Source organism: Streptomyces sp. NPDC005722, from assembly GCF_040630935.1.
In the GTDB taxonomy this organism is placed as follows: Bacteria; Actinomycetota; Actinomycetes; order Streptomycetales; family Streptomycetaceae; genus Actinacidiphila.
Window position 1 is genome coordinate 110,882 of record NZ_JBEXYN010000007.1, and the last position, 20,020, is coordinate 130,901.

General features: G+C 71.8%; 20 protein-coding genes and 1 tRNA gene. 8 read left to right on the forward strand and 13 right to left on the reverse strand.

The window, feature by feature from the left end; all coding sequences use genetic code 11:
• Positions 1 to 167: 167 nt before the first annotated feature.
• Positions 168 to 920, forward strand: coding sequence for an MBL fold metallo-hydrolase (locus ABZ479_RS11440; RefSeq protein WP_499599274.1), 753 nt, complete (start codon positions 168 to 170; stop codon positions 918 to 920).
• Between the two features lie 83 nt (positions 921 to 1,003).
• Here the strand turns inward: ABZ479_RS11440 and ABZ479_RS11445 are convergent, their stop codons facing one another.
• Positions 1,004 to 2,257, reverse strand: a complete 1,254-nt coding sequence (locus ABZ479_RS11445) for a PTS transporter subunit EIIC (RefSeq protein WP_500461395.1) — start codon at positions 2,255 to 2,257, stop codon at positions 1,004 to 1,006.
• A 120-nt stretch (positions 2,258 to 2,377) separates the two neighbouring features.
• Entirely contained in the window at positions 2,378 to 3,706 is a 1,329-nt protein-coding gene (locus ABZ479_RS11450) for a PTS transporter subunit EIIC (protein WP_500461396.1), read from the reverse strand.
• 139 nt (positions 3,707 to 3,845) lie between these two features.
• Here ABZ479_RS11450 and ABZ479_RS11455 point away from each other — a divergent pair, with 139 nt between their 5' ends.
• The 4 genes from ABZ479_RS11455 to rdgB all read left to right on the forward strand — a co-directional run bounded on the left by ABZ479_RS11455 (position 3,846) and on the right by rdgB (position 6,000).
• Entirely contained in the window at positions 3,846 to 4,079 is a 234-nt protein-coding gene (locus tag ABZ479_RS11455) for a PTS sugar transporter subunit IIB (protein WP_499599268.1), read from the forward strand.
• 98 nt (positions 4,080 to 4,177) lie between these two features.
• Positions 4,178 to 4,924 carry a ribonuclease PH gene (gene rph, locus ABZ479_RS11460; RefSeq protein WP_500461397.1) on the forward strand — a complete coding sequence of 249 codons (747 nt, stop codon included), beginning with the start codon at positions 4,178 to 4,180 and terminating at the stop codon, positions 4,922 to 4,924.
• A gap of 56 nt (positions 4,925 to 4,980) precedes the next feature.
• Positions 4,981 to 5,376 (forward strand): hypothetical protein, encoded by a 396-nt coding sequence (locus ABZ479_RS11465; RefSeq protein WP_499599264.1) that lies wholly within the window; start codon positions 4,981 to 4,983, stop codon positions 5,374 to 5,376.
• 15 nt (positions 5,377 to 5,391) lie between these two features.
• The gene (gene rdgB / locus ABZ479_RS11470; RefSeq protein ID WP_500461398.1) at positions 5,392 to 6,000 is read left to right on the forward strand and encodes an RdgB/HAM1 family non-canonical purine NTP pyrophosphatase; all 609 of its coding nucleotides are present in this window, start codon (positions 5,392 to 5,394) and stop codon (positions 5,998 to 6,000) included.
• A 52-nt stretch (positions 6,001 to 6,052) separates the two neighbouring features.
• Here rdgB and ABZ479_RS11475 read toward each other — a convergent pair.
• From ABZ479_RS11475 to ABZ479_RS11510, 8 genes are all read right to left on the reverse strand, one after another.
• Positions 6,053 to 6,139, reverse strand: a tRNA-Leu gene (locus tag ABZ479_RS11475).
• Positions 6,140 to 6,186: 47 nt separating this feature from the next.
• Positions 6,187 to 6,855, reverse strand: a complete 669-nt coding sequence (locus ABZ479_RS11480; RefSeq protein WP_500461399.1) for an HNH endonuclease signature motif containing protein — start codon at positions 6,853 to 6,855, stop codon at positions 6,187 to 6,189.
• Positions 6,852 to 7,496 carry an HNH endonuclease signature motif containing protein gene (locus tag ABZ479_RS11485; protein ID WP_500461400.1) on the reverse strand — a complete coding sequence of 215 codons (645 nt, stop codon included), beginning with the start codon at positions 7,494 to 7,496 and terminating at the stop codon, positions 6,852 to 6,854. The genes ABZ479_RS11480 and ABZ479_RS11485 overlap by 4 nt, the downstream gene beginning before the upstream one ends.
• A gap of 137 nt (positions 7,497 to 7,633) precedes the next feature.
• The gene (locus ABZ479_RS11490) at positions 7,634 to 8,503 is read right to left on the reverse strand and encodes a fumarylacetoacetate hydrolase family protein (protein WP_500461401.1); all 870 of its coding nucleotides are present in this window, start codon (positions 8,501 to 8,503) and stop codon (positions 7,634 to 7,636) included.
• Between the two features lie 71 nt (positions 8,504 to 8,574).
• Positions 8,575 to 9,246, reverse strand: a complete 672-nt coding sequence (locus tag ABZ479_RS11495; RefSeq protein ID WP_500461402.1) for a YidC/Oxa1 family membrane protein insertase — start codon at positions 9,244 to 9,246, stop codon at positions 8,575 to 8,577.
• Positions 9,247 to 9,347: 101 nt separating this feature from the next.
• Positions 9,348 to 9,659: a DUF6412 domain-containing protein gene (locus tag ABZ479_RS11500; protein ID WP_500461403.1), complete on the reverse strand. Its 312-nt coding sequence runs from the start codon at positions 9,657 to 9,659 to the stop codon at positions 9,348 to 9,350.
• A 35-nt stretch (positions 9,660 to 9,694) separates the two neighbouring features.
• The gene (locus ABZ479_RS11505) at positions 9,695 to 10,477 is read right to left on the reverse strand and encodes a class E sortase (RefSeq protein WP_500461404.1); all 783 of its coding nucleotides are present in this window, start codon (positions 10,475 to 10,477) and stop codon (positions 9,695 to 9,697) included.
• A gap of 70 nt (positions 10,478 to 10,547) precedes the next feature.
• On the reverse strand, positions 10,548 to 11,855 hold the full coding sequence (locus tag ABZ479_RS11510) for a DUF445 domain-containing protein (protein WP_499599250.1): 1,308 nt from the start codon (positions 11,853 to 11,855) through the stop codon (positions 10,548 to 10,550).
• Positions 11,856 to 12,028: 173 nt separating this feature from the next.
• Here ABZ479_RS11510 and ABZ479_RS11515 point away from each other — a divergent pair, with 173 nt between their 5' ends.
• Entirely contained in the window at positions 12,029 to 13,354 is a 1,326-nt protein-coding gene (locus ABZ479_RS11515) for an SGNH/GDSL hydrolase family protein (protein WP_500461405.1), read from the forward strand.
• Between the two features lie 25 nt (positions 13,355 to 13,379).
• The gene (locus ABZ479_RS11520) at positions 13,380 to 14,492 is read left to right on the forward strand and encodes an aminotransferase class V-fold PLP-dependent enzyme (protein WP_500461406.1); all 1,113 of its coding nucleotides are present in this window, start codon (positions 13,380 to 13,382) and stop codon (positions 14,490 to 14,492) included.
• A gap of 399 nt (positions 14,493 to 14,891) precedes the next feature.
• On the opposite strand, the gene ABZ479_RS11525 is transcribed toward ABZ479_RS11520, so the two are convergent.
• The 3 genes from ABZ479_RS11525 to ABZ479_RS11535 are packed head-to-tail and all read right to left on the reverse strand — an operon-like array spanning position 14,892 to position 17,465.
• Positions 14,892 to 15,869, reverse strand: coding sequence for an ABC transporter ATP-binding protein (locus ABZ479_RS11525; protein WP_500461407.1), 978 nt, complete (start codon positions 15,867 to 15,869; stop codon positions 14,892 to 14,894).
• Positions 15,869 to 16,672, reverse strand: a complete 804-nt coding sequence (locus ABZ479_RS11530; protein ID WP_500461408.1) for an ABC transporter permease — start codon at positions 16,670 to 16,672, stop codon at positions 15,869 to 15,871. The genes ABZ479_RS11525 and ABZ479_RS11530 overlap by 1 nt, the downstream gene beginning before the upstream one ends.
• The gene (locus ABZ479_RS11535; protein ID WP_500461409.1) at positions 16,665 to 17,465 is read right to left on the reverse strand and encodes an ABC transporter permease; all 801 of its coding nucleotides are present in this window, start codon (positions 17,463 to 17,465) and stop codon (positions 16,665 to 16,667) included. Before ABZ479_RS11535 ends, ABZ479_RS11530 begins: the two co-directional genes overlap by 8 nt.
• Before the next feature lie 272 nt (positions 17,466 to 17,737).
• Between ABZ479_RS11535 and ABZ479_RS11540 the strand changes: the two genes are divergently transcribed.
• Positions 17,738 to 19,969 carry a transglycosylase domain-containing protein gene (locus ABZ479_RS11540; protein ID WP_500461410.1) on the forward strand — a complete coding sequence of 744 codons (2,232 nt, stop codon included), beginning with the start codon at positions 17,738 to 17,740 and terminating at the stop codon, positions 19,967 to 19,969.
• Positions 19,970 to 20,020 lie beyond the last annotated feature (51 nt).

Genomic DNA, 20,020 nt, shown 5'->3' on the forward strand with positions numbered 1-20,020 from the left:
ATTCCGCCCACAACGGGGCTCCGCAGAGGAGCACGCGCACGCCGTGCGCCTTACGCTCAAGAACACATGGCGGGTCGCTCCCGCCCCTCCCCCCTCCCCCTGCGGAGCGGGGGCGTCGTGGCGCGCCAACGCAAGACCCCCGGAACAATCCACGGAGGTTTCTGCACATGAAGCTCACCGTCGTCGGCTGCTCGGGTTCGTTCCCGTCCGCGGAATCGGCCTGCTCGAGCTACCTCATCGAGGCCGACGGCTTCAGGCTGCTCCTCGACATGGGCAACGGTGCCCTCGGCGAGCTGCAGCGCCACTGCGGTCTCTACGACCTCGACGCCATCCTGCTGAGCCATCTGCACGCCGACCACTGCATCGACATGTGCGGGTACTTCGTCGCCCGCTACTACCGGCACGAGGGCGGCCCCGCCCACGCCATCCCCGTCTACGGGCCCGAGGGCACCGAGCGGCGGCTGGCCAGCGCGTACGGGGACGTGCCCGACGAGAAGTGCATGAGCGAGGTCTTCGACTTCCGCACGCTCGAACCCGGCACCTTCCGCCTCGGCCCCTTCACCATCACCGCGGACGTCGTCAGCCACCCCGTCGAGGCGTACGGCTTCCGTGTCGAGCACGCCGGTCGCTCCATCACCTATTCGGGTGACACCGGTCCCTGCGACGCGCTGCAGACCCTCACCGAGGGCACCGACCTCTTCCTGTGCGAGGCCTCCTTCACGTACGGCAAGGAGGACATCCCCGATCTGCACCTCAACGGCCGCGAGGCCGGCCAGTACGCCGACCGCGCCGGCGCCGGGCGCCTGGTCCTCACCCACATCCCGCCCTGGACCGACCCGCAGGTCGCCCTCGAGCACGCCCGCGAGGTCTACGACGGCCCGGTCGAGGTGGCGAAGGCCGGCGCGGTCTACGAGGTCTGAGCGCCCCCGCACCGTTTTCGCGCAGCACGAAGCCCCCGGATCCTGGCGGATCCGGGGGCTTCGTCGTGTGTTCAGCGAGGAGGCTACGCCTTGACGAGGTCCTCGTTCTCCTCCTCGGGCTCACGGCCCGGGGTGGGGAGGTTGAACCTGGTGATCGCGAAGCGGAAGACCACGTAGTAGATCACCGAGAAGACGAGTCCGATCGGGATGATCAGCCATGGCTTGGTCGACAGGTTCCAGTTCAGCAGGTAGTCGATGGCGCCGGCCGAGAAGGTGAAGCCCGTGTGCACCCCGAAGGCCCAGGTCACAGCCATGGAGACGGCCGTCAGCACCGCGTGGATCGCGTACAGCAGCGGCGCGATGAACATGAAGGAGAACTCGATCGGCTCGGTGACACCGGTGACGAAGGAGGTCAGTGCGAGCGAGAGCATCATGCCCATGACGGCCTTGCGGCGCTCCGGGCGGGCCGTGTGGGCGATCGCCAGGGCGGCGGCCGGGAGGCCGAACATCATGATCGGGAAGAAGCCGGTCATGAACTGTCCGGCGTGGGGGTCGCCGGCGAAGAAGCGGGTCAGGTCGCCGTGGACGACGGTGCCCGCGGAGTTGGTGAAGTCGCCCAGCTGGAACCAGGCCACGGAGTTCACGAACTGGTGCATGCCGATCGGGATCAGGCCACGGTTGATCAGGCCGAACAGCGCGGCGCCGAAGGAGCCGAGACCGGTCATCCACTCGCCGAAGTTGCTGATCACCTCACCGATGGGCTCCCAGACCAGGCCGAAGAAGACGCCGACCAGGGTGCCGACGAAGGCCATGATGATCGGCACGAGGCGGCGGCCGTTGAAGAAGCCGAGCCAGTCCACCAGCCTCTTGCGGTGGTAGCGCTGCCACAGGACGGCGGCGAGCAGACCCATGATGATGCCGCCGAGGACCCCGGGGTTGTTGTAGGTGGCGGCGACGTCCGCGCCGTCCTGGATCTTGGCCTCGGTGACCGGGAAGGCCTTCAGGACGTTGCTGTAGACCAGGAAGCCGACCAGCGCGGCGAGCGCGGTCGAACCGTCGGACTTCTTGGCGAAGCCGATGGCGACACCGATGCAGAAGAGCAGCGGCAGGTTGTCGAACACGGCGCCGCCGGCGGTGGCGAACACCGAGGCGACCTTGTCCCAGCCGAGGCCGTCCGCGCCGAAGACGTCGGGCTGGCCGAGACGGAGCAGAATGCCCGCCGCCGGCAGGACGGCGATCGGCAGCTGCAGGCTGCGGCCGACCTTCTGCAGGCCCTGGAAAAGGCCGGAGCCCCGCTTCTTCGCTGCGGGGGCCGCCGATGCGGTGGCGGTAGTCATGGGGGGTCCTCCTGGTCTAAACCACCGAGTGGTGTAGACCAGTATTAACATGTAAGCAACGCGTCAAGGAAAGCCTCGTCGGGTGTGGTCTAGACCACAATGCCGAGCGTGGTCCCCCGGCTACGCCTTGACGTTGTCCCGCTCCATCCCCTCCGCGACCTCCTCCGGCTCACGTCCCGGCGTCGCCAGGTCGAACCTGGTGATCACGAAGCGGAACAGCACGTAGTACACCGCCGCGAAGACCAGCCCGATCGGGACGATCAGCCACGGCTTCGTCGCCAGGTTCCAGTTGATGACGTAGTCGATCAGCCCCGCCGAGAACGTGAAGCCGTCGTGCACGCCCAGGCCCCACGTCACCGCCATCGACACCCCCGTCAGCACCGCGTGGATCGCGTACAACGCCGGCGCGATGAACAGGAACGAGTACTCGATCGGCTCGGTGATGCCCGTCACGAACGAGGTCAGCGCCACCGACAGCATCAGGCCGCCCACCTTCTTGCGGCGCGACGGACGGGCGCAGTGCGTGATCGCCAGCGCGGCGGCCGGCAGGGCGAACATCATGATCGGGAAGAACCCCGAGGTGAACTGCCCGGCCGTCGGGTCACCCTGCAGGAAGCGGTTGATGTCCCCGTGCACCACCGTCCCGTCCGGCTTGGTGAAACTGCCGAACTGGAACCACACGAAGACGTTGAGGAACTGGTGCAGCCCCACCGTCAGCAGCGCCCGGTTCGCCACCCCGAAGATGCCCGCCCCGTACGAGCCCAGGTCCGTGAGCCACTGGCTGAACGAGGTGAGCCCGGCACCGATCGGCGGCCAGACGAACACGCACAGCACCGCGAAGACGATCGCGACGAACGCCATGACGATCGGCACGAGCCGGCGCCCGTTGAAGAAGCCCAGCCAGTCCACCAGCTTCGTACGGTGGTAGCGCTGCCAGAAGAACGCGGTCAGCAGCCCGATCACGATCCCGCCGAACACCCCCGGGTTCTGGTACGCGGCCGGGGCCGCCGCCGCAGGCGTCCCCGGCGGGATGCACGCCCCGCTGATGGTACTCGTCGCCAGGAAGGCCGTCCCCTTCGGGCAGTCCTGCGGGAACTGGTGCAGCACCCCGTAGTAGACGAGGAAGCCCGCCACCGCCGCCAGCGCCGTCGAGCCGTCCGCCTTCTTCGCCATCCCGATCGCGACGCCCACCGCGAACAGCAGCGGCAGCCCCAGCGAACCGTCCAGCAGGGCGCCGCCCGCGCCGTTGAAGACCTTGGCCACCGCGTCCCAGCCCAGTCCCCGGGGTCCGAAGACGTCGTCCTGGCCCAGCCGGTTGAGGATGCCCGCCGCCGGCAGCACCGCGATCGGCAGCTGCAGGCTGCGGCCCATCTTCTGCAGCCCCTGGAACAGCACGGAGCCCCACGTCCGGCTCGGACGCGGGGCGGCCGCGGCGGCGTCCGGACCCATGGGGCCACCTCCCGGCGGGTAATGTGGTGTAGACCAGTTGCGGCGCGGCTGGGACACTCATGCATCCCCGCAAAACCGGTCCACCACTGCACTACGGTGTGAAATCGGACCGAACGGCCGAGACCAACCAGGAGCACAGATGGCCAGCAAGGCAGAGAAGATCGTCGCCGGGCTCGGCGGACTCGACAACATCGAAGAGGTCGAGGGCTGCATCACCCGACTCCGCACCGAGGTCAAGGACCCCTCGCTCGTCGACGAGGCCGCGCTCAAGGCCGCCGGAGCCCACGGCGTCGTCAAGATGGGCACCGCCATCCAGGTCGTCATCGGCACCGACGCCGACCCCATCGCCGCCGACATCGAGGACATGATGTGACCCGGCACTGACCGCCGGACCACCACAGCCTCACCCGCAAGGGGCCCGTTCCAGGACCGGCACGGGCCCCGAGCCGCGCTAGGACTAGGCTCGACGCCATGTCTCGTATCGACGGCCGCACCCCCGAAGAGCTCCGCCCCGTCACCATCCAGCGCGGCTGGAGCAAGCACGCCGAAGGATCCGTCCTCGTCTCCTTCGGCGACACCAAGGTCCTCTGCACCGCCTCCGTCACCGAGGGCGTCCCCCGCTGGCGCAAGGGCAGCGGCGAAGGCTGGGTCACCGCCGAGTACGCCATGCTGCCCCGCGCCACCAACACCCGCGGCGACCGCGAGTCCGTCCGCGGCAAGATCGGCGGCCGCACCCACGAGATCTCCCGCCTCATCGGCCGGTCCCTGCGCGCCGTCATCGACTACAAGGCACTCGGCGAGAACACCGTCGTCCTCGACTGCGACGTCCTCCAGGCCGACGGCGGCACCCGCACCGCCGCCATCACCGGCGCCTACGTCGCCCTCGCCGACGCCGTCACCTGGATGCACGGCCGCAAGCTCGTCCGCGCCAAGGCCCAGCCCCTGAGCGGCACCGTCAGCGCCGTCAGCGTCGGCATCATCGACGGCGTCCCCATGCTCGACCTCCGCTACGAGGAAGACGTCCGCGCCGAGACCGACATGAACGTCGTCTGCACCGGCGACGGCCGCTTCGTCGAGGTCCAGGGCACCGCCGAAGGCCAGCCCTTCGACCGCAAGGAACTCAACAACCTCCTCGACCTCGCCGTCGCCGGCTGCGCCGAACTCGACGCACTCCAGCGCGCCGCCCTCGCCGAACTCGAACAGATCACCAAGGACTGACAAAGAGCAGGTCTGGAAACCGCAACCTGAGGACGGCGCGGTGCGTATGTAAAGGTATGCACCCACGCACCCGCCGCCTCGCGGCGCTCGCCACCGCGGCCGCCCTCGGCACCACCGCCCTCATCGGCTGCAGCGCCGTCGACGCCGTCGACAAGGCCCTCGACTGCGCCAACGTCGCAGCCCAGATCGCCACCGACGTCCAGAACCTGCAGAACGCCGTCAACAACGCCGGCAACAGCCCACAGGACGCCGCCAACGCCCTCGACCAGATCGCCGACGACCTCGCCGACCTCGGCGACAAGACCGGCAACGCCGACGTCAACACCGCCGTGGGCGACCTCCAGAAGGCCGTCGAGAACGCACAGAAGGCCGCCCAGAACGGCGACACCCCCGACATCACCCCCGTCGCCGACGCCGCGACCGAACTCTCCAAGGTCTGCACCCCCGGCTGACGGGATAATCGGACCATGCCGCACACCCGCCTGGTCCTCGCCACCCGCAACGCCCACAAGGTCGCCGAACTCCACGCCATCCTGGCCGACGCCGGACTCGGCGTGGAGCTCGTCGGCGCCGACGCCTACCCCGAAGTCCCCGACGTCCGCGAAACCGGCGTCACCTTCGCCGAGAACGCCCTCCTCAAGGCCCACGCCCTCGCCCAGGCCACCGGACTCCCCGCCGTCGCCGACGACTCCGGCCTCTGCGTCGACGTCCTCGGCGGCGCCCCCGGCATCTTCTCCGCCCGCTGGGCCGGCAAGCACGGCGACGACCGTGCCAACCTCGAACTCCTCCTCGCCCAGCTCTCCGACATCGACACCCCCCACCGCGCCGCCCACTTCACCTGCGCCGCCGCCCTCGCCCTCCCCGACGGCACCGAACGCGTCGTCGAGGGCCGCCTCCTCGGCACGCTGCGCTTCGAGCCCCACGGCAACGGCGGCTTCGGCTACGACCCGATCCTCCAGCCGCTCGGCGAGTCCCGGACCTGCGCCGAACTCACCGCGGACGAGAAGAACGCCATCAGCCACCGCGGGCTCGCCTTCCGGGCCCTGGTGCCGGTGGTGCGGGAACTGGTGGGGTGAGTCCGTAAGGCCGTGGCCTGCGCACCCATTCCTTGGATTCGCAGGCCACGAGTGGTGCGGCGGAAGGGATTCGAACCCTCAAGCCCGATCAAGGGCCACAGATCCTAAGTCTGCTGCGTCGCCTCTGCGCCACCGCCGCTAGCCGCCACCCATGGTAACGGGTGGCGGCTGCGGGATCGCCTGTGGTTACCGGCTCGATGGGCGGCTGCCTCCCCGGCACCATGTGTCGGTGACGGCATGGCAGTTCGGGCAGAGCAGACGCAGGTTCTCCGCCCGGTCGTCCAGACGGTCGCCGTTGATGTGATCCACTTCCAGCGTCATCGGCTTGCCGTGCCAGCTTTCGCCGGTGCCGCACCGGGCGCACCGGGACGGCGTGCCGATCTCGGCGAGCGCCCTCCGCAGCAGTACGGCCTTGGTGCGGTAGCCGTCGGTGCGCGCGACCAGGATGGCTGCCGCGGGCTTCTTGGCGTTGGGCCCGTTCCTGTTGCCGTGCGCCTGTCCCAGGAAGTGGCCGGTGTCCAGGCCGTCCTCCGCCACCCATACGCGCAGCAGTGCGCGCGTGCGGGTGTTGTCGGGCCTCTCGAGACGGCGGAGGGTCTCGGCCACGGACACGGAATCCGCGACTGCGGCGCGGAGTTCCGCGGGCGTGGGGCGGGGTCGCTTGCGGCCCCTGACGGAGGTGGGCCGGTGGAAATGGGAGATGTCGATGCCGAAATGGGCGAACCGCTTCTCCAGGTAGCAGTGCAGCTTTCCGTACGGAACCCTGCCGAGGAACGCCACGACCTCCTTCAGGGAGTGGCATCGCGCCGCTGCCGCCTCGAGCAGTTCGCGGGTGTACGGGGTTCCGGCGCTCATCGGGCCACGTCCCGGTCGCGTCGTTTGCCCCGGCCCCGGTAGGTGTCCGTCGTCGCGTGGCAGTTGGGGCACAGCAGGCGGAGATTGGCCGGCCGGTTGTCCCGCCAGTTGCCGTCGAGGTGGTCGACCTCCAGGGGTAGTGGCCGGCCGCACCACATGGGTTCCGTCCCGCAGAGCGCGCAGAGCTCGGCGACGCCCCGGGCCAGCATCGCCCGCTTGAGCCGGTCGCTGTGCACGCGACGGGCCGTGTCCGTCTCCTGCTTGACCAGGATCTCCTCGTGCGTCCGCCGGCCGGGGCCACGAGGCCGGGTCACGAAGTGCGAGGTGTCGATGCCGAATCCGCGAATGCGGCGGCTGATGTGCGTGTGCTGCCCTCCGACGGCCTCCACGCCCAGGCGGCGCAGCACTTCGTACATGTTGGCCGATGCGGCGACTGCTTCGGCGAGGAGTTCACGGGTCCAGCGACCGCCCTCGCGTTCGAAGTGCGAGGTGTCCACGCCCATGCGTCTCATCCGCTCCCGCAGGTAACCGCGCGTCGGACTCCTGGGGTCCACGCCCAGTCTCGTCAGCATCTCCGACAGCGTCCGCGACGACGCCGCCGTCTCCGTCAGGAGTTCACGGGTGTAGGGGCTTGCGGGCACTGATGTCCCCCCATGCGATCGTGTGTTGCCCTTTCGCACGTTTTAACGACCCGCTTGTACGACGGTTACGCCGTCCGGGATACGCCGAAGGGCGCCCGGCGTGTCGTGCCGGGCGACCTTCGGCGTGGGTGGGGAGGCTACGCGTCCTTGAGGGCCTGGCGCTGGTGGCCGAGGCCGTCGATCTCGAGCTCGACCACGTCGCCGGCCCGGAGGTACGGCTTGGGCTCGGGGCGGCCGAGGGCGACGCCGGCGGGGGTGCCGGTGTTGATGACGTCGCCCGGGTACAGGGTCATGAACTGGCTGACGTAGCGGACGACTTCGGCGACCGGGAAGATCTGCTCGGCCGTGGTGCCGTCCTGCTTGAGGTCGCCGTTGACCCACAGCCGCAGGCCCAGGGCCTGGGGGTCGGGGATCTCGTCGGCGGTGACGAGCCAGGGGCCGAGGGGGTTGAAGGTCTCGCAGTTCTTGCCCTTGTCCCACTGGCCGCCGCGCTCGATCTGGAAGGCGCGTTCGGACACGTCGTGGGAGACGGCGTAGCCGGCCACGGCGGCGAGGGCCTCCGCCTCGTCGGCGGCGTAGCGCAGTTCGCGGCCGATGACGACGGCGAGTTCGACCTCCCAGTCGGTCTTGAGGCTGCCGCGGGGGACGAGGACGGTGTCGTCAGGGCCGACGACGGTGTCGGGGGCCTTCATGAAGAGGATGGGCTCTTCGGGGACGGCGGCGCCGGTCTCGCGGGCGTGGTCGTGGTAATTGAGGCCGATGCAGACGATCTTGCCGATGCGGGTGAGCGGGGGGCCGGTGCGCCGGTCGGCGGCGGCGTCGGCGGGGTCGAGGGCGGGGAGGGTGCCGTCGGCGGCCGCGGTGCGGATGCGGGCGAGGGTGTCGTCGTCGGCGAGCAGGGTGCCGTCGATGTCGGGGGTGAGGGAGGACAGGTCGCGCAGGGTGCCGTCCTGGTCGAGCAGGGCCGGGCGTTCGGCTCCGGCGGGGCCGAGTCGCAGCAGCTTCACAAGACTCTCCGGGTGTGGTCGGGGGTGGCGGTGGTCATGTCCGGGGTCGGGGTCCGTGGTCATGTCCGTGGTCATGTCCGATGGGGGCGGTCATCGGAGGTCTTGGTTGATCCTCCAGCGCCGGGGGTGGCGTCCGCAACCCCTTGACCATGCTGTGGACGGTGCAGCCAGGCGCGTTCGGCGGCGGTCCAGGCGGTGGAGGTGGCGATGTAGAGGCCGGCGGCCGGGGGGACGACGGCGGCGGTGATCAGGGTGCCGAAGGAGAGCAGCGGGAGGTGCTTGGCGAGGCCTTCGGCGTCGGGGGCGGTCTTGCGGGCGCGGCGGTAGGACCAGTAGGCGACGGCGGCGACCACGACGAGGATCGCGAGGTGCAGGGCGCCGGTCCGGTCGTCGGTGATCCGGGCGGTGGAGGAGGCGTGGTAGAGCACGAAGAAGGCGGGGAGCTGGAGGAGGGTCGGCAGCATGCCGGCGAAGGGGGAGGCGCCCTCCTGGGTGTAGAGGCCGCCGAGGGCGCGCTGGAGTTCCTGCGGGTCGCGTGCGTGCTTGCGGCGCAGTTCGGCGACGCGTGGGGCGAGGGCGGCGCGGGCCTTCTCGCCGCGGGCGGCGGCGCGGGCGAGGGGGTGGAGCGCGAGTCGTACGAGGAGGGTGACGAGGACGATCGCGGTGGCGGGTGCCGCGGTGCGTCCGGTGAGCGGGGCGAGGGTGTCGGTGAGGGTGAGCAGGGCGTGCGTGAACACGGACATGGGGGTGGGACCCTCCGCGGGTGTCGTCGTGCCGGTCGGGGTGGGCGCGGCGTGACGGGGCGCGGTGGGGCAGCGGGTGCCGTGGTGCGGTGGCGTTGCCCCTAGGCGGCCGTCGGGAGGGGGCGGCCGGGGGCCCTGGGGCGTGGGCGGCCGGAGGCGTCGGGGTCGCGCTGGGGGAGGAAGGCGGTGCGGTGTTCCCGGTCGCGCAGCGCGGTGCGGACGCGTCCGCGGGGGACGGGGGGTGCGGTGGCCGCGAGGCGGCGGGCGCTGCCGAGCAGGAGGGCGAGCGCGGCGGTGGTCGCGGCGGCGGCGACGGTGGTGGTGAGGCCGCTGTGGGTGAGCAGGAGGCCGGTGAGGAGCAGCAGGAGGGCGGCGCCGTGCACGCGTGCGGTTGCCGCGGTGCTGCGGATCACGCGGACTGCTCCTTCCGGCCCTTCCGGTCGTTCCGTCAGGGATGACGTTCGGGGGGCCGGCGTGGTTCCGCTGCGGCGAGTCCGCCCCAGACGACCAGGCGGTAGGTGGAGGTGAACTCGGGGGTGCAGGTGGTGAGGGTGATGTAGTGGCCGGGTCCGGTCATGTGGCGGCGGGGGTGGACGGTGCTGTGGGGGACGGGGGCGAGGACGGTGCCGTCGGCGGGGGTGGTGCGGGGGATGGTCTGCCGGACGACGTAGGTGTAGCGCGTGGTGGCGGTCTCGACGAGGAGGGTGTCGCCGGGGCGGAGGCGGTCGATGCGGCGGAAGGGTTCGCCGTGGGTGTTGCGGTGGCCGGCGAGGGCGAAGTTGCCGGGTTGTCCGGGCTGGGCGGTGTGCGGGTAGTGGCCGGCGTATCCGTGGTCGAGGACTTCGGTGCGGTTGACGCCTTCGGCGATGGGGGCGGTGACGCCGATGCGGGGGATGCGGAGGACGGCGTAGGCCTGGGCGGGCCGCGGGGTGGCGCCGGGGGTGGTGCGGGTGCCGGCGCTGCGGGGTCGGCTCGTGGGTGCGGCGGCGCCGACGGCAGCGGATTCGTCCGATGTCTCGGGGGTGGGGGTGCGGGTGGCGGGGGCGCGGTCCCACTGTCGTTCGAGGGTGGTGACCCGGTGCGCGGCGCCGGACTGCGCCCGCAGGTTGGTCCACCACAACTGGTGGGCGACGAGCAGCAGGAGGACGGCGCCGAGGGTGAGGGCGGCTTCGCCGGCGCCCCACAGCGCGCGTCCGTGCCGGCGCAGCGGGGCGGGGGTTCGGGTGGGCATGCGGGCACGGTAGGTGACGTGGCGTCAGATTCCCAGAGCGGGGCCGGCCCGGGTCCCGCCCGTCCCCCGGCTATCCCGCGAGGAACCGGGAGACGGTGTAGATGACCAGCCCCGCCAGTGAGCCGACGACGGTGCCGTTGATGCGGATGAACTGCAGGTCGCGTCCGACGTTGGCCTCGATCTTGCGGGTGGTCTGCTCGGGGTCCCAGCCGGCGATGGTGTCGGTGATCAGCGCGGTGATCTCGTCGCGGTAGGTGGTGACGACGTACGTCGCGGCGTCCTCCAGCCAGCCGTCGATCTTGGCGGTCAGCCGGGGGTCCTCCGTCATCCGCGCGCCCAGCGACAGCAGCGAGGCCCGGGCCCGCAGCCGCAGCTCGCTGCGCTCGTCCTCGGCGGCGGCGACGATCATGCCGCGGACCGAGCCCCACGCGGACTCGATGAGGTCCTGGACCTCGTTGCGGGCGATGAGGTCCTTCTTGAGCCGTTCGACGCGGGCCCGGGTGTCCGGGTCGGACTGCAGCTCGACGGCGAAGTCGGCGAGGAAGCGGTCGATCGCCTCGCGCGCGGGGTGCTCGGGCATGTCCCGCATCTCGGCGGTGAAGCGCACGAGTTCCTTGTAGACGCGTTCGCCGACCCTGCGGTCCACGAAGCGCGGGGTCCAGCCGGGGGCGCCTCCCTGGACGGCGTGCATCACCGAGTCGGAGTGCTCGACCAGCCAGTCGTGCGCGCGGACGCAGACCAGGTCGACCACCCGGCGGTGCCCGCCGTCGGCGACGACGCGCTCCAGCATCTTGCCTATCCCCGGGGCGATCTCCTGGGCGTCGGCGCGCCGGGTGATGGCCTCGCCGACGACGGCCTGGACGTCGGAGTCGCGCAGCACGGTCAGGGCGCCGCGCAGCGCGGCGGCGCCCTGTTCGGTGACGCGGTCGGCGTGCTCGGGGTGTTCCAGCCAGGCGCCGAGCCGCCGGGCGATGCCGACCTTGCGCAGCCGGGTGCGGACGACCTGCGGGGACAGGAAGTTCTCGCCGACGAAGTCGCCGAGGGTGCGGCCGAGCGCGTCCTTCTTGGTGGGGATGATCGCGGTGTGCGGGATGGGCAGGCCGAGCGGCCTGCGGAAGAGCGCGGTCACCGCGAACCAGTCGGCGAGCGCGCCGACCATGCCCGCCTCGGCGGCGGCCGCGACGTAGCCGGACCAGGCGCCGGCCCCCGCCGACTCGGCCCACTTGGCCAGTCCGTAGACGGCCGTGGCCACCAGCAGCAGGCCGGTGGCGATCACCTTCATGCGTCGTACGCCGCGCCGACGGCCCTCGTCGGCGGGGCTGTACGAGAACACCGGGGTCGGGCCTTGGTCCGATCCGGTCACCGGAGCCGTTTCCATCCGCCGCATCCACTCCTTCCGCGTATCGTCCACACCACACTCTTCGAGTGGAACGAACAACGAGTTCCCGGCGTCCGACAACGCAGACGGGCAGGCCCCACGTCTCCATGGGATCATGGCGACAGCGGATCGCGCCGGTTTCCCGCCCATTGATCCCAGGAGTGACGCACCGCATGGCCAGGACGACGGGTTGTGCACTGCTCGCCGGAATCGTCGCGCTGGTCGTGGTCGTCTCCGCCGCGATCTTCGTCACCACCAGCCGTACCGGCGCCTCCGGCCGCTCCGGCGGCCCCCTCGTAGCGGCCGGAATGCCCGGCGTATCCAACCAGGTGGCGCCCGCGGCGTCCGGTTCGTGGGTGGGCACCTGGTCGACGTCCCCGGCGGGCGGCGAGCCGAACGTGCCGGACGGCTACGCGGGGTGGTCGATCCGCAACGTGGTGCACACCAGTGTCGGCGGCACCTCGGCGCGCATCCACCTCTCCAACCTCTTCGGCCGCACCCTGCTGCAGATCGGCCGGGCGACGGTCGCCGTCGCGGCGGCCCCGGGGTCGCCGGCGGCGGCGCGCGGCTCGATGCGGTCGCTGACCTTCGGCGGGCGGACGCAGGTGCGGATCCCCGCGGGCGGCAGCGTCGTCAGCGATCCCGTGCGCCTGGCCGTTCCGCAGACGGCGGACCTGCTGGTGACGACGTACACCCCGCAGGGCTCGGGCCCGGTGACGTATCACCCGTGGGCGCAGCAGACCTCGTTCATGGCGTTCGGCGAGCGCGCCGCGCGCACCGACGGCGCCGCGTACACCACGCGTACCCCGTACTGGCGTTACGTCACGGGCGTGGACGTCTTCACGCGGCAGGCGGCCGGGTCGGTGGTGCTGTTCGGCGACTCGATCACCGACGGCATCACGTCCACCCCGGGCGCGAACCACCGCTGGCCGGACCGTCTGGCGACGCGGCTGCGCGGTTCCGGGGACCGGGGGCTGCGGCTCGGCGTCCTCAACCAGGGGATCAGCGGCAACCGGGTGCTGCGCGACGGCGAGAACGGCGGCAATCCCAGCGGCCTGAGCCGCCTCGAACGTGACGCGCTGTCCCAGACCGGTGTCCGTACGCTCGTCGTGGAGCTGGGCATCAACGACGTGCTGCGGCCGCCGCAGCGGACCGGCGCGCGGGAGATCGTCTCCGGGCTGCGGGAGATCGTGGCGCGCGGTCACGAGCGCGGACTGCGGGTGCTGGGGGCCACGCTGGCCCCGTGCGGGGGCCACGTGGGATACAACGCGCACACCGAGGCGGTGCGGCAGCAGGTGAACGCCGCGATCCGGGCGGGCACGGTGTTCGACGAGGTGATCGACTTCGACCGGGCGCTGCGCGACCCGGACCGCCCCTCCGCGCTGCTGCCCGCCTACGACTCCGGCGACCACCTGCACCCCAGTGACGCCGGCTACCTGCGCATGGCGGACACTGTGGAGTTGTCGCTGCTCAAGGGCGGCGCGGCGGCCAAGGTGTGACGAGTACGGACGGACGGCGACACCCATGACGGACCACGCGGGCGGGCTGACCGGCTACGCCGAGCACTTCGGCGAGCCCGAGGGTTACCTGGACTTCGCCCGCTACGGCCCGCCCTCGCGGGACGTCCTGGACGCCACGGCGGCCGCGCTGGCGGCGTCGGCGGAGGCCGACCACACCACCGTCAACGACCTGATGCGGGCCGAGCCGCGGGCCCGGGCCGCTGCCGGACGGCTGGCGGGCACGGACACCGCGCACGTGGCGCTGCTGCCCAACGCCTCCACCGGTATCTTCCACGCCGCCTTCGGCGTGCCCGGCGGCGCGGTCCTGGTGCCGTCGGCGGACTTCCCCGCGAACCACTACCCGTGGCGGCGCACGGCCGCCCTGGGCCGGGCGGTGCCGCGCTGGCTGGACGGGGCGCCGACCCCGGAGGCGGTGCGTGCGGCGCTGACGGACGAGGTGGTGGCGGTCTCGGTGAGCGCCGTGGACTTCCGCACCGGCTACCGGACGGACCTCGCGGCGCTGCGCGAGGTCGTCGGGGACCGGCTGCTCGTGGTGGACGCGATGCAGGCGTTCGGCGTCGTCGAGCTGCCGTGGAAGGCGGCGGACGTGGTCGTGGCCGGCGGCCAGAAGTGGCTGCGGGCCAGCTGGGCCACCGGGTTCGCGGCGCTGTCGGACCGCGCCCTGGAGCGGCTGGAGCCCACGCTGACGGGGTGGACCGGGGTCGAGGACGTCGCCGTCTTCGACGACACCGAGCACCCGGTCGCGCCGGACGCGCTGCGCTGGAGCATCACCAATCTGAGCCCGGTGACGGCGGCGGCCTTCGCGGCGGCGCTGGAGCTGGTCGAGGGCGTCGGGGTGGCCGCGATCGAGGCGCACGTCGCGCGCCGGGTCGACGAGCTGATCGACGTGGTCCGTTCGGCCGGCGGGAAGGTGCTGTCCCCGGTGGCCCGCGCCGAGCGGGCGGGCATCGTGTCGTTCGCGGTGCCGGACGTGGACCCGGCCCGGATCGCGAAGGCGCTGCACGAGCACGGGGTGACGCCGTCGGTCCGGACGGACTCCGTCCGGCTGTCCGCGCACGCCTCGACCACGGCGGGCGCGGTGGAGCGCGTGCGCGCGGCCCTGGCCTCCCTGCGCTGACCTTCGGGGGCGGGGACACCGCTCCGCCCCCCGCCCCCCGGCCGCCGGGTGCCTCCAGCCGGGGGCGTCGCGGTGCCGGGGAGGTCTCGTCCGGACGATCTGCGGCTGCCGCGCTGCGCGCGCCGTCCTGTCGTCCCCGCAAGGGACGAGAAGACGGGGGCCGCGGTCGAGGAACCCGTCCCGTGCCGGCTGCCGGCCGCCGCGGGACGCGCCTGCCGCGACCGTGCCGAGCGAGCGCCGTGGTGACCGGCCCGGGGTGCCTGGGCGCTCTGTTGAGGGGCAACGGCCCGGCGGGTACGTGACGGACCGCGGGCGGGGCGTGGGCCCCCGGCGGTCGTGAACGCCCGTGGCGCTGGCAGGCCGGTGGGCGGCGGGCGCCGGGGTGTCGGCCTCGCGGCCTCACGCGGGAGCGGTGCTGCTCGCGGCGTACATGCGGGCGATGACGTCCTCGATGGCGGGTTCGCGCACCGACAGGTCGACGACGGCGTGGCGTGCGGCGAGTTCGGCGACCAGGGGTGCCGCGCTGGCGGCCGCGGGGAAGGCGATCCACTGCCGGGCGCCCTCGACGCGTTCGCAGCGGGCGCCGGCGAGTTCCACCGGTGGCAGCTCCCGTTCGAAGTCGACGACGAGGGTGCGCTCGCTCTCGCCGGCCTCGTGCAGCCCGTCGAGGCCGCCGTCGTACACCAGGCGGCCGTGGTCGATGACCATGACGCGGCCGCACAACTGCTCGATGTCGGTGAGGTCGTGGGTGGTGAGCAGCACGGTGGTGCCCTGTTCGGTGCTGACGGTCCGCAGGAAGGAGCGGACCTTCGCCTTGCTGACGACGTCCAGCCCGATGGTCGGCTCGTCGAGGTAGAGCACCTCGGGGTCGTGGAGGAGCGCCGCGGCGATGTCGCCGCGCATGCGCTGGCCGAGCGAGAGCTGCCGTACGGGGACGTCCAGGAGCGGCCCGAGGTCGAGCAGGTCGACGCAGCGGTCGAGGTTGCGGCGGTAACGGGCGGCGTCGACGCGGTACATGCGGCGTACGAGTTCGTAGGAGTCGCGCAGCGGCAGGTCCCACCACAAGGTGGTGCGCTGTCCGAAGACGACGCCGATGCGGCGGGCGAGCCGGGTGCGTTCGCGGGAGGGGTCGATGCCGGCGACGCGCAGCCGGCCGCCGCTGGGGGTGAGGATGCCGGTGAGCATCTTGACGGTGGTGGACTTGCCGGCGCCGTTGGGCCCGATGTAGCCGACCACTTGGCCGGCGGGGACGGTGAAGGAGATGCCGTCCACGGCGCGGACCTGGCGGCGCTCCCTGCGGAGCAGGCCGGTGCGCCGGCGGACGTCGAAGACCTTCTCGACGCGGTCGACTTCGATGAGGGCGGTCATGTCGGTCATCAGCTCCCGGTGCTCCGGTACGAACGCAGGCCCGCCCGCCAGGCGGCGCCGGCCAGGGCGCAGCAGGCGACGGCGACCAGGGGCGGGGCGAAGTCCACCCAGCCGGGCAGGCCCAGGGGGTCCTGGCGGCCCAGGACGCGCAGTGCGGGCAGCCAGTTGACGAAGGCGAGCGGCACGATGAAGGTGACGCCGCGCACGAGTTCCTTGCCGAAGACCGACGGCGGGTACTGCAGCAGGGTGGCGCCGCCGTAGGTGAAGGAGTTCTGCACCTCGGAGGCGTCGCCGGCCCGGAACTGGAAGGCGGCGCCGGCGACGAAGACGGCGCCGAAGATCCCGGCTCCGCTGAGCAGCATCATCGGCAGCAGCACCAGGTCCAGGGCGGTCCAGTGCAGGTCGAGACGGGTCACCGACCAGCCCAGGACGAGCAGTCCCTGCACGATCCGGCCGATCCGGCGCAGTGCGAAGCGGTCGGCGGCGACCTGGGCCAGGACGGGCACGGGCCGCACCAGGAGGGTGTCGAGCGTGCCGTCGCGGATCCGGCCGCCGAGCCGTTCCATGCTGCCCAGGGCGAGGTCGGCGAGGCCGAAGGCGGTGCCGGAGGTGCCGTAGAGGAAGGCGATCTCGGGCAGTGAGTAGCCGCCGAGCCGGTCGACCTGGGAGAACATCAGCAGGATCGCGAGGAAGTCCAGCCCGGTGGCGGCGAAGTTGACGGCCGTGTTCATCACGAACGACGCCCGGTACGCCATGGTCGAGCGGGTCCACATCCACACGATCAGCCCGTAGGCGCGCAGTGCCTCAGCCACCTTGGACCACGACCTTGCGGGTGGCGGCGGACTGCAGCAGCCGTCCGGCGCCGAGCAGGACCACCGCCCAGGCGGCCTGGAAGGCCAGGGCGGCGGCGAGCGCGGCGCCGGTGTGCCGGCCCATCAGGATGTCGGCGGGCACCTGGAGCAGCGCCGACCAGGGCAGCAGCAGGACGACCGGGGCGAGGCCGGCGGGGAAGGCGTTGAGGGGCAGCAGCATGCCGGAGAAGAAGAGCGTGGACAGGCCGGAGACGGCGACGATCCCGGCGCCGTCCATGAGCCAGAAGACGCTGAGGACGACGAGGTAGCGCAGGGCGAAGCCGACGACGACCCCGAGGGCGACCGACAGCAGGAAGCAGGCCCAGGTGGCGGGGGAGGCCGGCAGGGCGAGGTCGAAGGCGAGGGCGCCGCAGACCATGGGCACCGCGCCGCGGGCGAGCAACTGGTAGCCGGCCCGGCCGAGGTCGGCGGCGAGCCACCAGGCCTGCAGGTCGGCGGGGCGGTGCAGGTCGACGGCGATGTCGCCGTTGCGGACGCGTTCGATCAGTTCGTCCTGGAACCCGCCGCCCATGAGGGCGGAGGTCGCGAACAGGGCCTGGCCGATCCAGACGTACGTCAACGCCATGGACTGGTCGTAGCCCCCGAGGTGGGGCCGTTCGTGCCAGAGGGCGATGTAGGTGTATGCGGTGATGAAGCCGAAGACGGTGTTGGTGAAGACGCCGGCCGCGGTGGCCACCCGGTACGTGGCGTGGCGCCGGAAGCCGTTCGCCGCCACGGTCGCGTACAGGTGCATGGTCCCTCCTCCCGGTGCGGGGGAACGGGCCCGTCCGTTCCGGCGCAAGCGCCCGACGTTACCCGCGGTGTCCGCCGGGTGCCACGGGGTTTTCACCCGGCGGGGTGGTGGGCGTCACGCTTTCGGCCTGTCACAGGCTTGTCACGGATGCACGTCGATGACCCGATTTGTCCTGATGGTGGGAGAGTGTCCGCCGGGTCGTACGGCACGATTGACCCAAGATGTTCCGCCGCGGCACAACCCTCGGCGGCCGCGGAGGAGTCAGTACAGACATGAGCAGCAGCAACGCTTCCCCCGGCGGCTGGGAGAACCCGCCCTCCGGCAAGAAGCCGAAGCGCACCGGTGCCCGCAGACTGATCCCGAGCTGGCGCGCGGTGCTCGGCACGCTCCTGTTGGTCGTGCTGGCGTGCGCGGGCGCGTTCATCATCGGCTACCAGCTGGTGGACATCCCCAAGGCCAACGCGGGAGCGGTCGCGCAGAGCAACGTCTACCTGTACTCCGACGGCAGTCAGCTCGCCCGTGACGGGGCGGTCAACCGCGAGAACGTGAGCCTGGACCAGGTGTCCGAGGTCGCCCAGCACGCCACGCTCGCCGCCGAGGACCGCAACTTCTACCACGAGTCCGCGGTCAGCCCGAAGTCGATGCTGCGCGCGGCGTGGAACACGGTCACCGGCAAGGGCAAGCAGTCCGGTTCGACGATCACCCAGCAGTACGTCAAGAACTACTACCTCAACCAGGAGCAGACGGCGGTCCGCAAGGCCAAGGAGTTCTTCATCGCGATCAAGCTGGACCGCGAGAAGACCAAGGAGGAGATCCTCGAGGGGTACCTCAACACCAGCTACTACGGCCGCAACGCCTACGGCATCCAGGCCGCCGCCCAGGCCTACTTCGGCAAGGACGCCGCCGAACTCGACGCCGCCGAGGGCGCGTACCTGGCGACCCTGCTCAACGCACCCAGCGAGTACGACATCGTCGCGCACCCGGAGAACAAGGCCAAGGCGAAGGCCCGCTGGGACTACGTGCTGGACGGCATGGTCAAGGAGGGCTGGCTGAGCGAGGGCGAGCGCGCGGGGCTGGAGTTCCCGAAGCCGCACAAGGCCAAGGCCGCCACCGGGATGTCCGGCCAGCGCGGCTACCTGGTCGAGGCCGTCAAGGACTACCTGTACGGGGCGGGGATCCTGGACGAGGAGACCCTGCGCTCGGGCGGGTACCGCATCACCACGACCATCGACCGCAAGAAGGAGAAGGCCTTCGTCGAGGCGGCCGAGGAGCAGCTGCTGGACAAGCTCGACCCGAAGGCGCACCCGGTCGACAAGTACGTGCGGGTCGGCGGGGCGTCCATCGACCCGGCCAGCGGCAAGGTCGTCGCGATGTACGGCGGCGTCGACTACACCAAGCAGTTCGTCAACAACGCGACCCGCTCGGACTACCAGGTGGGCTCCACCTTCAAGCCGTTCATCTTCGCCTCCGCCGTGCAGAACGACTCCACCACCCAGAACGGCCGGCGCATCACCCCGTACACCGTCTACGACGGCCGGAACAAGCGCGAGGTCATCGGACCGGACGGCCCCACCGGCTACGCCCCGGCGAACGAGGACGACGTCTCCTACGGGTCGATCACGGTCACCAACGCCATGGACAAGTCCGTGAACTCGGTCTACGCCCAGATGGCGCAGGACGTCGGCCCGGGCAAGGTCAACGACACGGTGCGGGCGCTGGGCATGCCGGAGAAGGTGAAGCTGGTGACCAGCCCGGCGATGGCGCTCGGCACGATGACGGCGAGCCCGCTGGACATGGCGCAGACCTACGCGACGCTCGCCAACCACGGCCGGTACGTCCCGTACACCATGGTCGTGAAGATCACCAAGAACGGGCAGGAGGTGCAGCTGCCCAAGCGCCGGCCCACGCAGGCCGTCCACCGCGAGGCGGCCGACACCACGACCTCCATCCTGCGTTCGGTGGTCCGCGGCGGCACCGCCACCGCCGCGCAGGCCGCCGGCCGTCCCGCGGCGGGCAAGACCGGCACGATGGAGGAGGACAAGGCGGCCTGGTTCGCCGGTTACACCCCGGACCTGGCCACCGCCGTCGCCGTCATGGGCCAGGACTCCCAGACCGGCGCCCAGAAGAAGCTGTACGGCACCACGGGGCTGTCCCGCGTCAACGGCGGCGGCTTCCCCACGCAGATCTGGGCCCAGTACACGGCCGACGCGCTGAAGGGGAAGCCGGCGAAGAACTTCAAGCTGCGGCTGGAGCCGGGGGCCCAGGCCCCGCCGACCAGCGCGCCGCCGGCCAGTTCCGCCCCGCCGACCTCCGCCCCGCCGACCGAGTCGGCACCGCCGGAGTCCTCCGAGCCGCCCGGCACCGAGGAGCCGCCCAGCGAGGAACCCAGCAGTGAGGAGCCCAGCGAGCCGGCCAGCCCCGGCGAGGACGGCGGCACCGAGGGCGGCGGACTGCCCATCGGCGGCCTCGACGGCGGACCGGGCGGCGAGGACGACTTCCCGTAGGAACGCCCGCCGGGTGGCGCCGGGGAGCTCCCCGGCGCCCCCCGGCGCGAG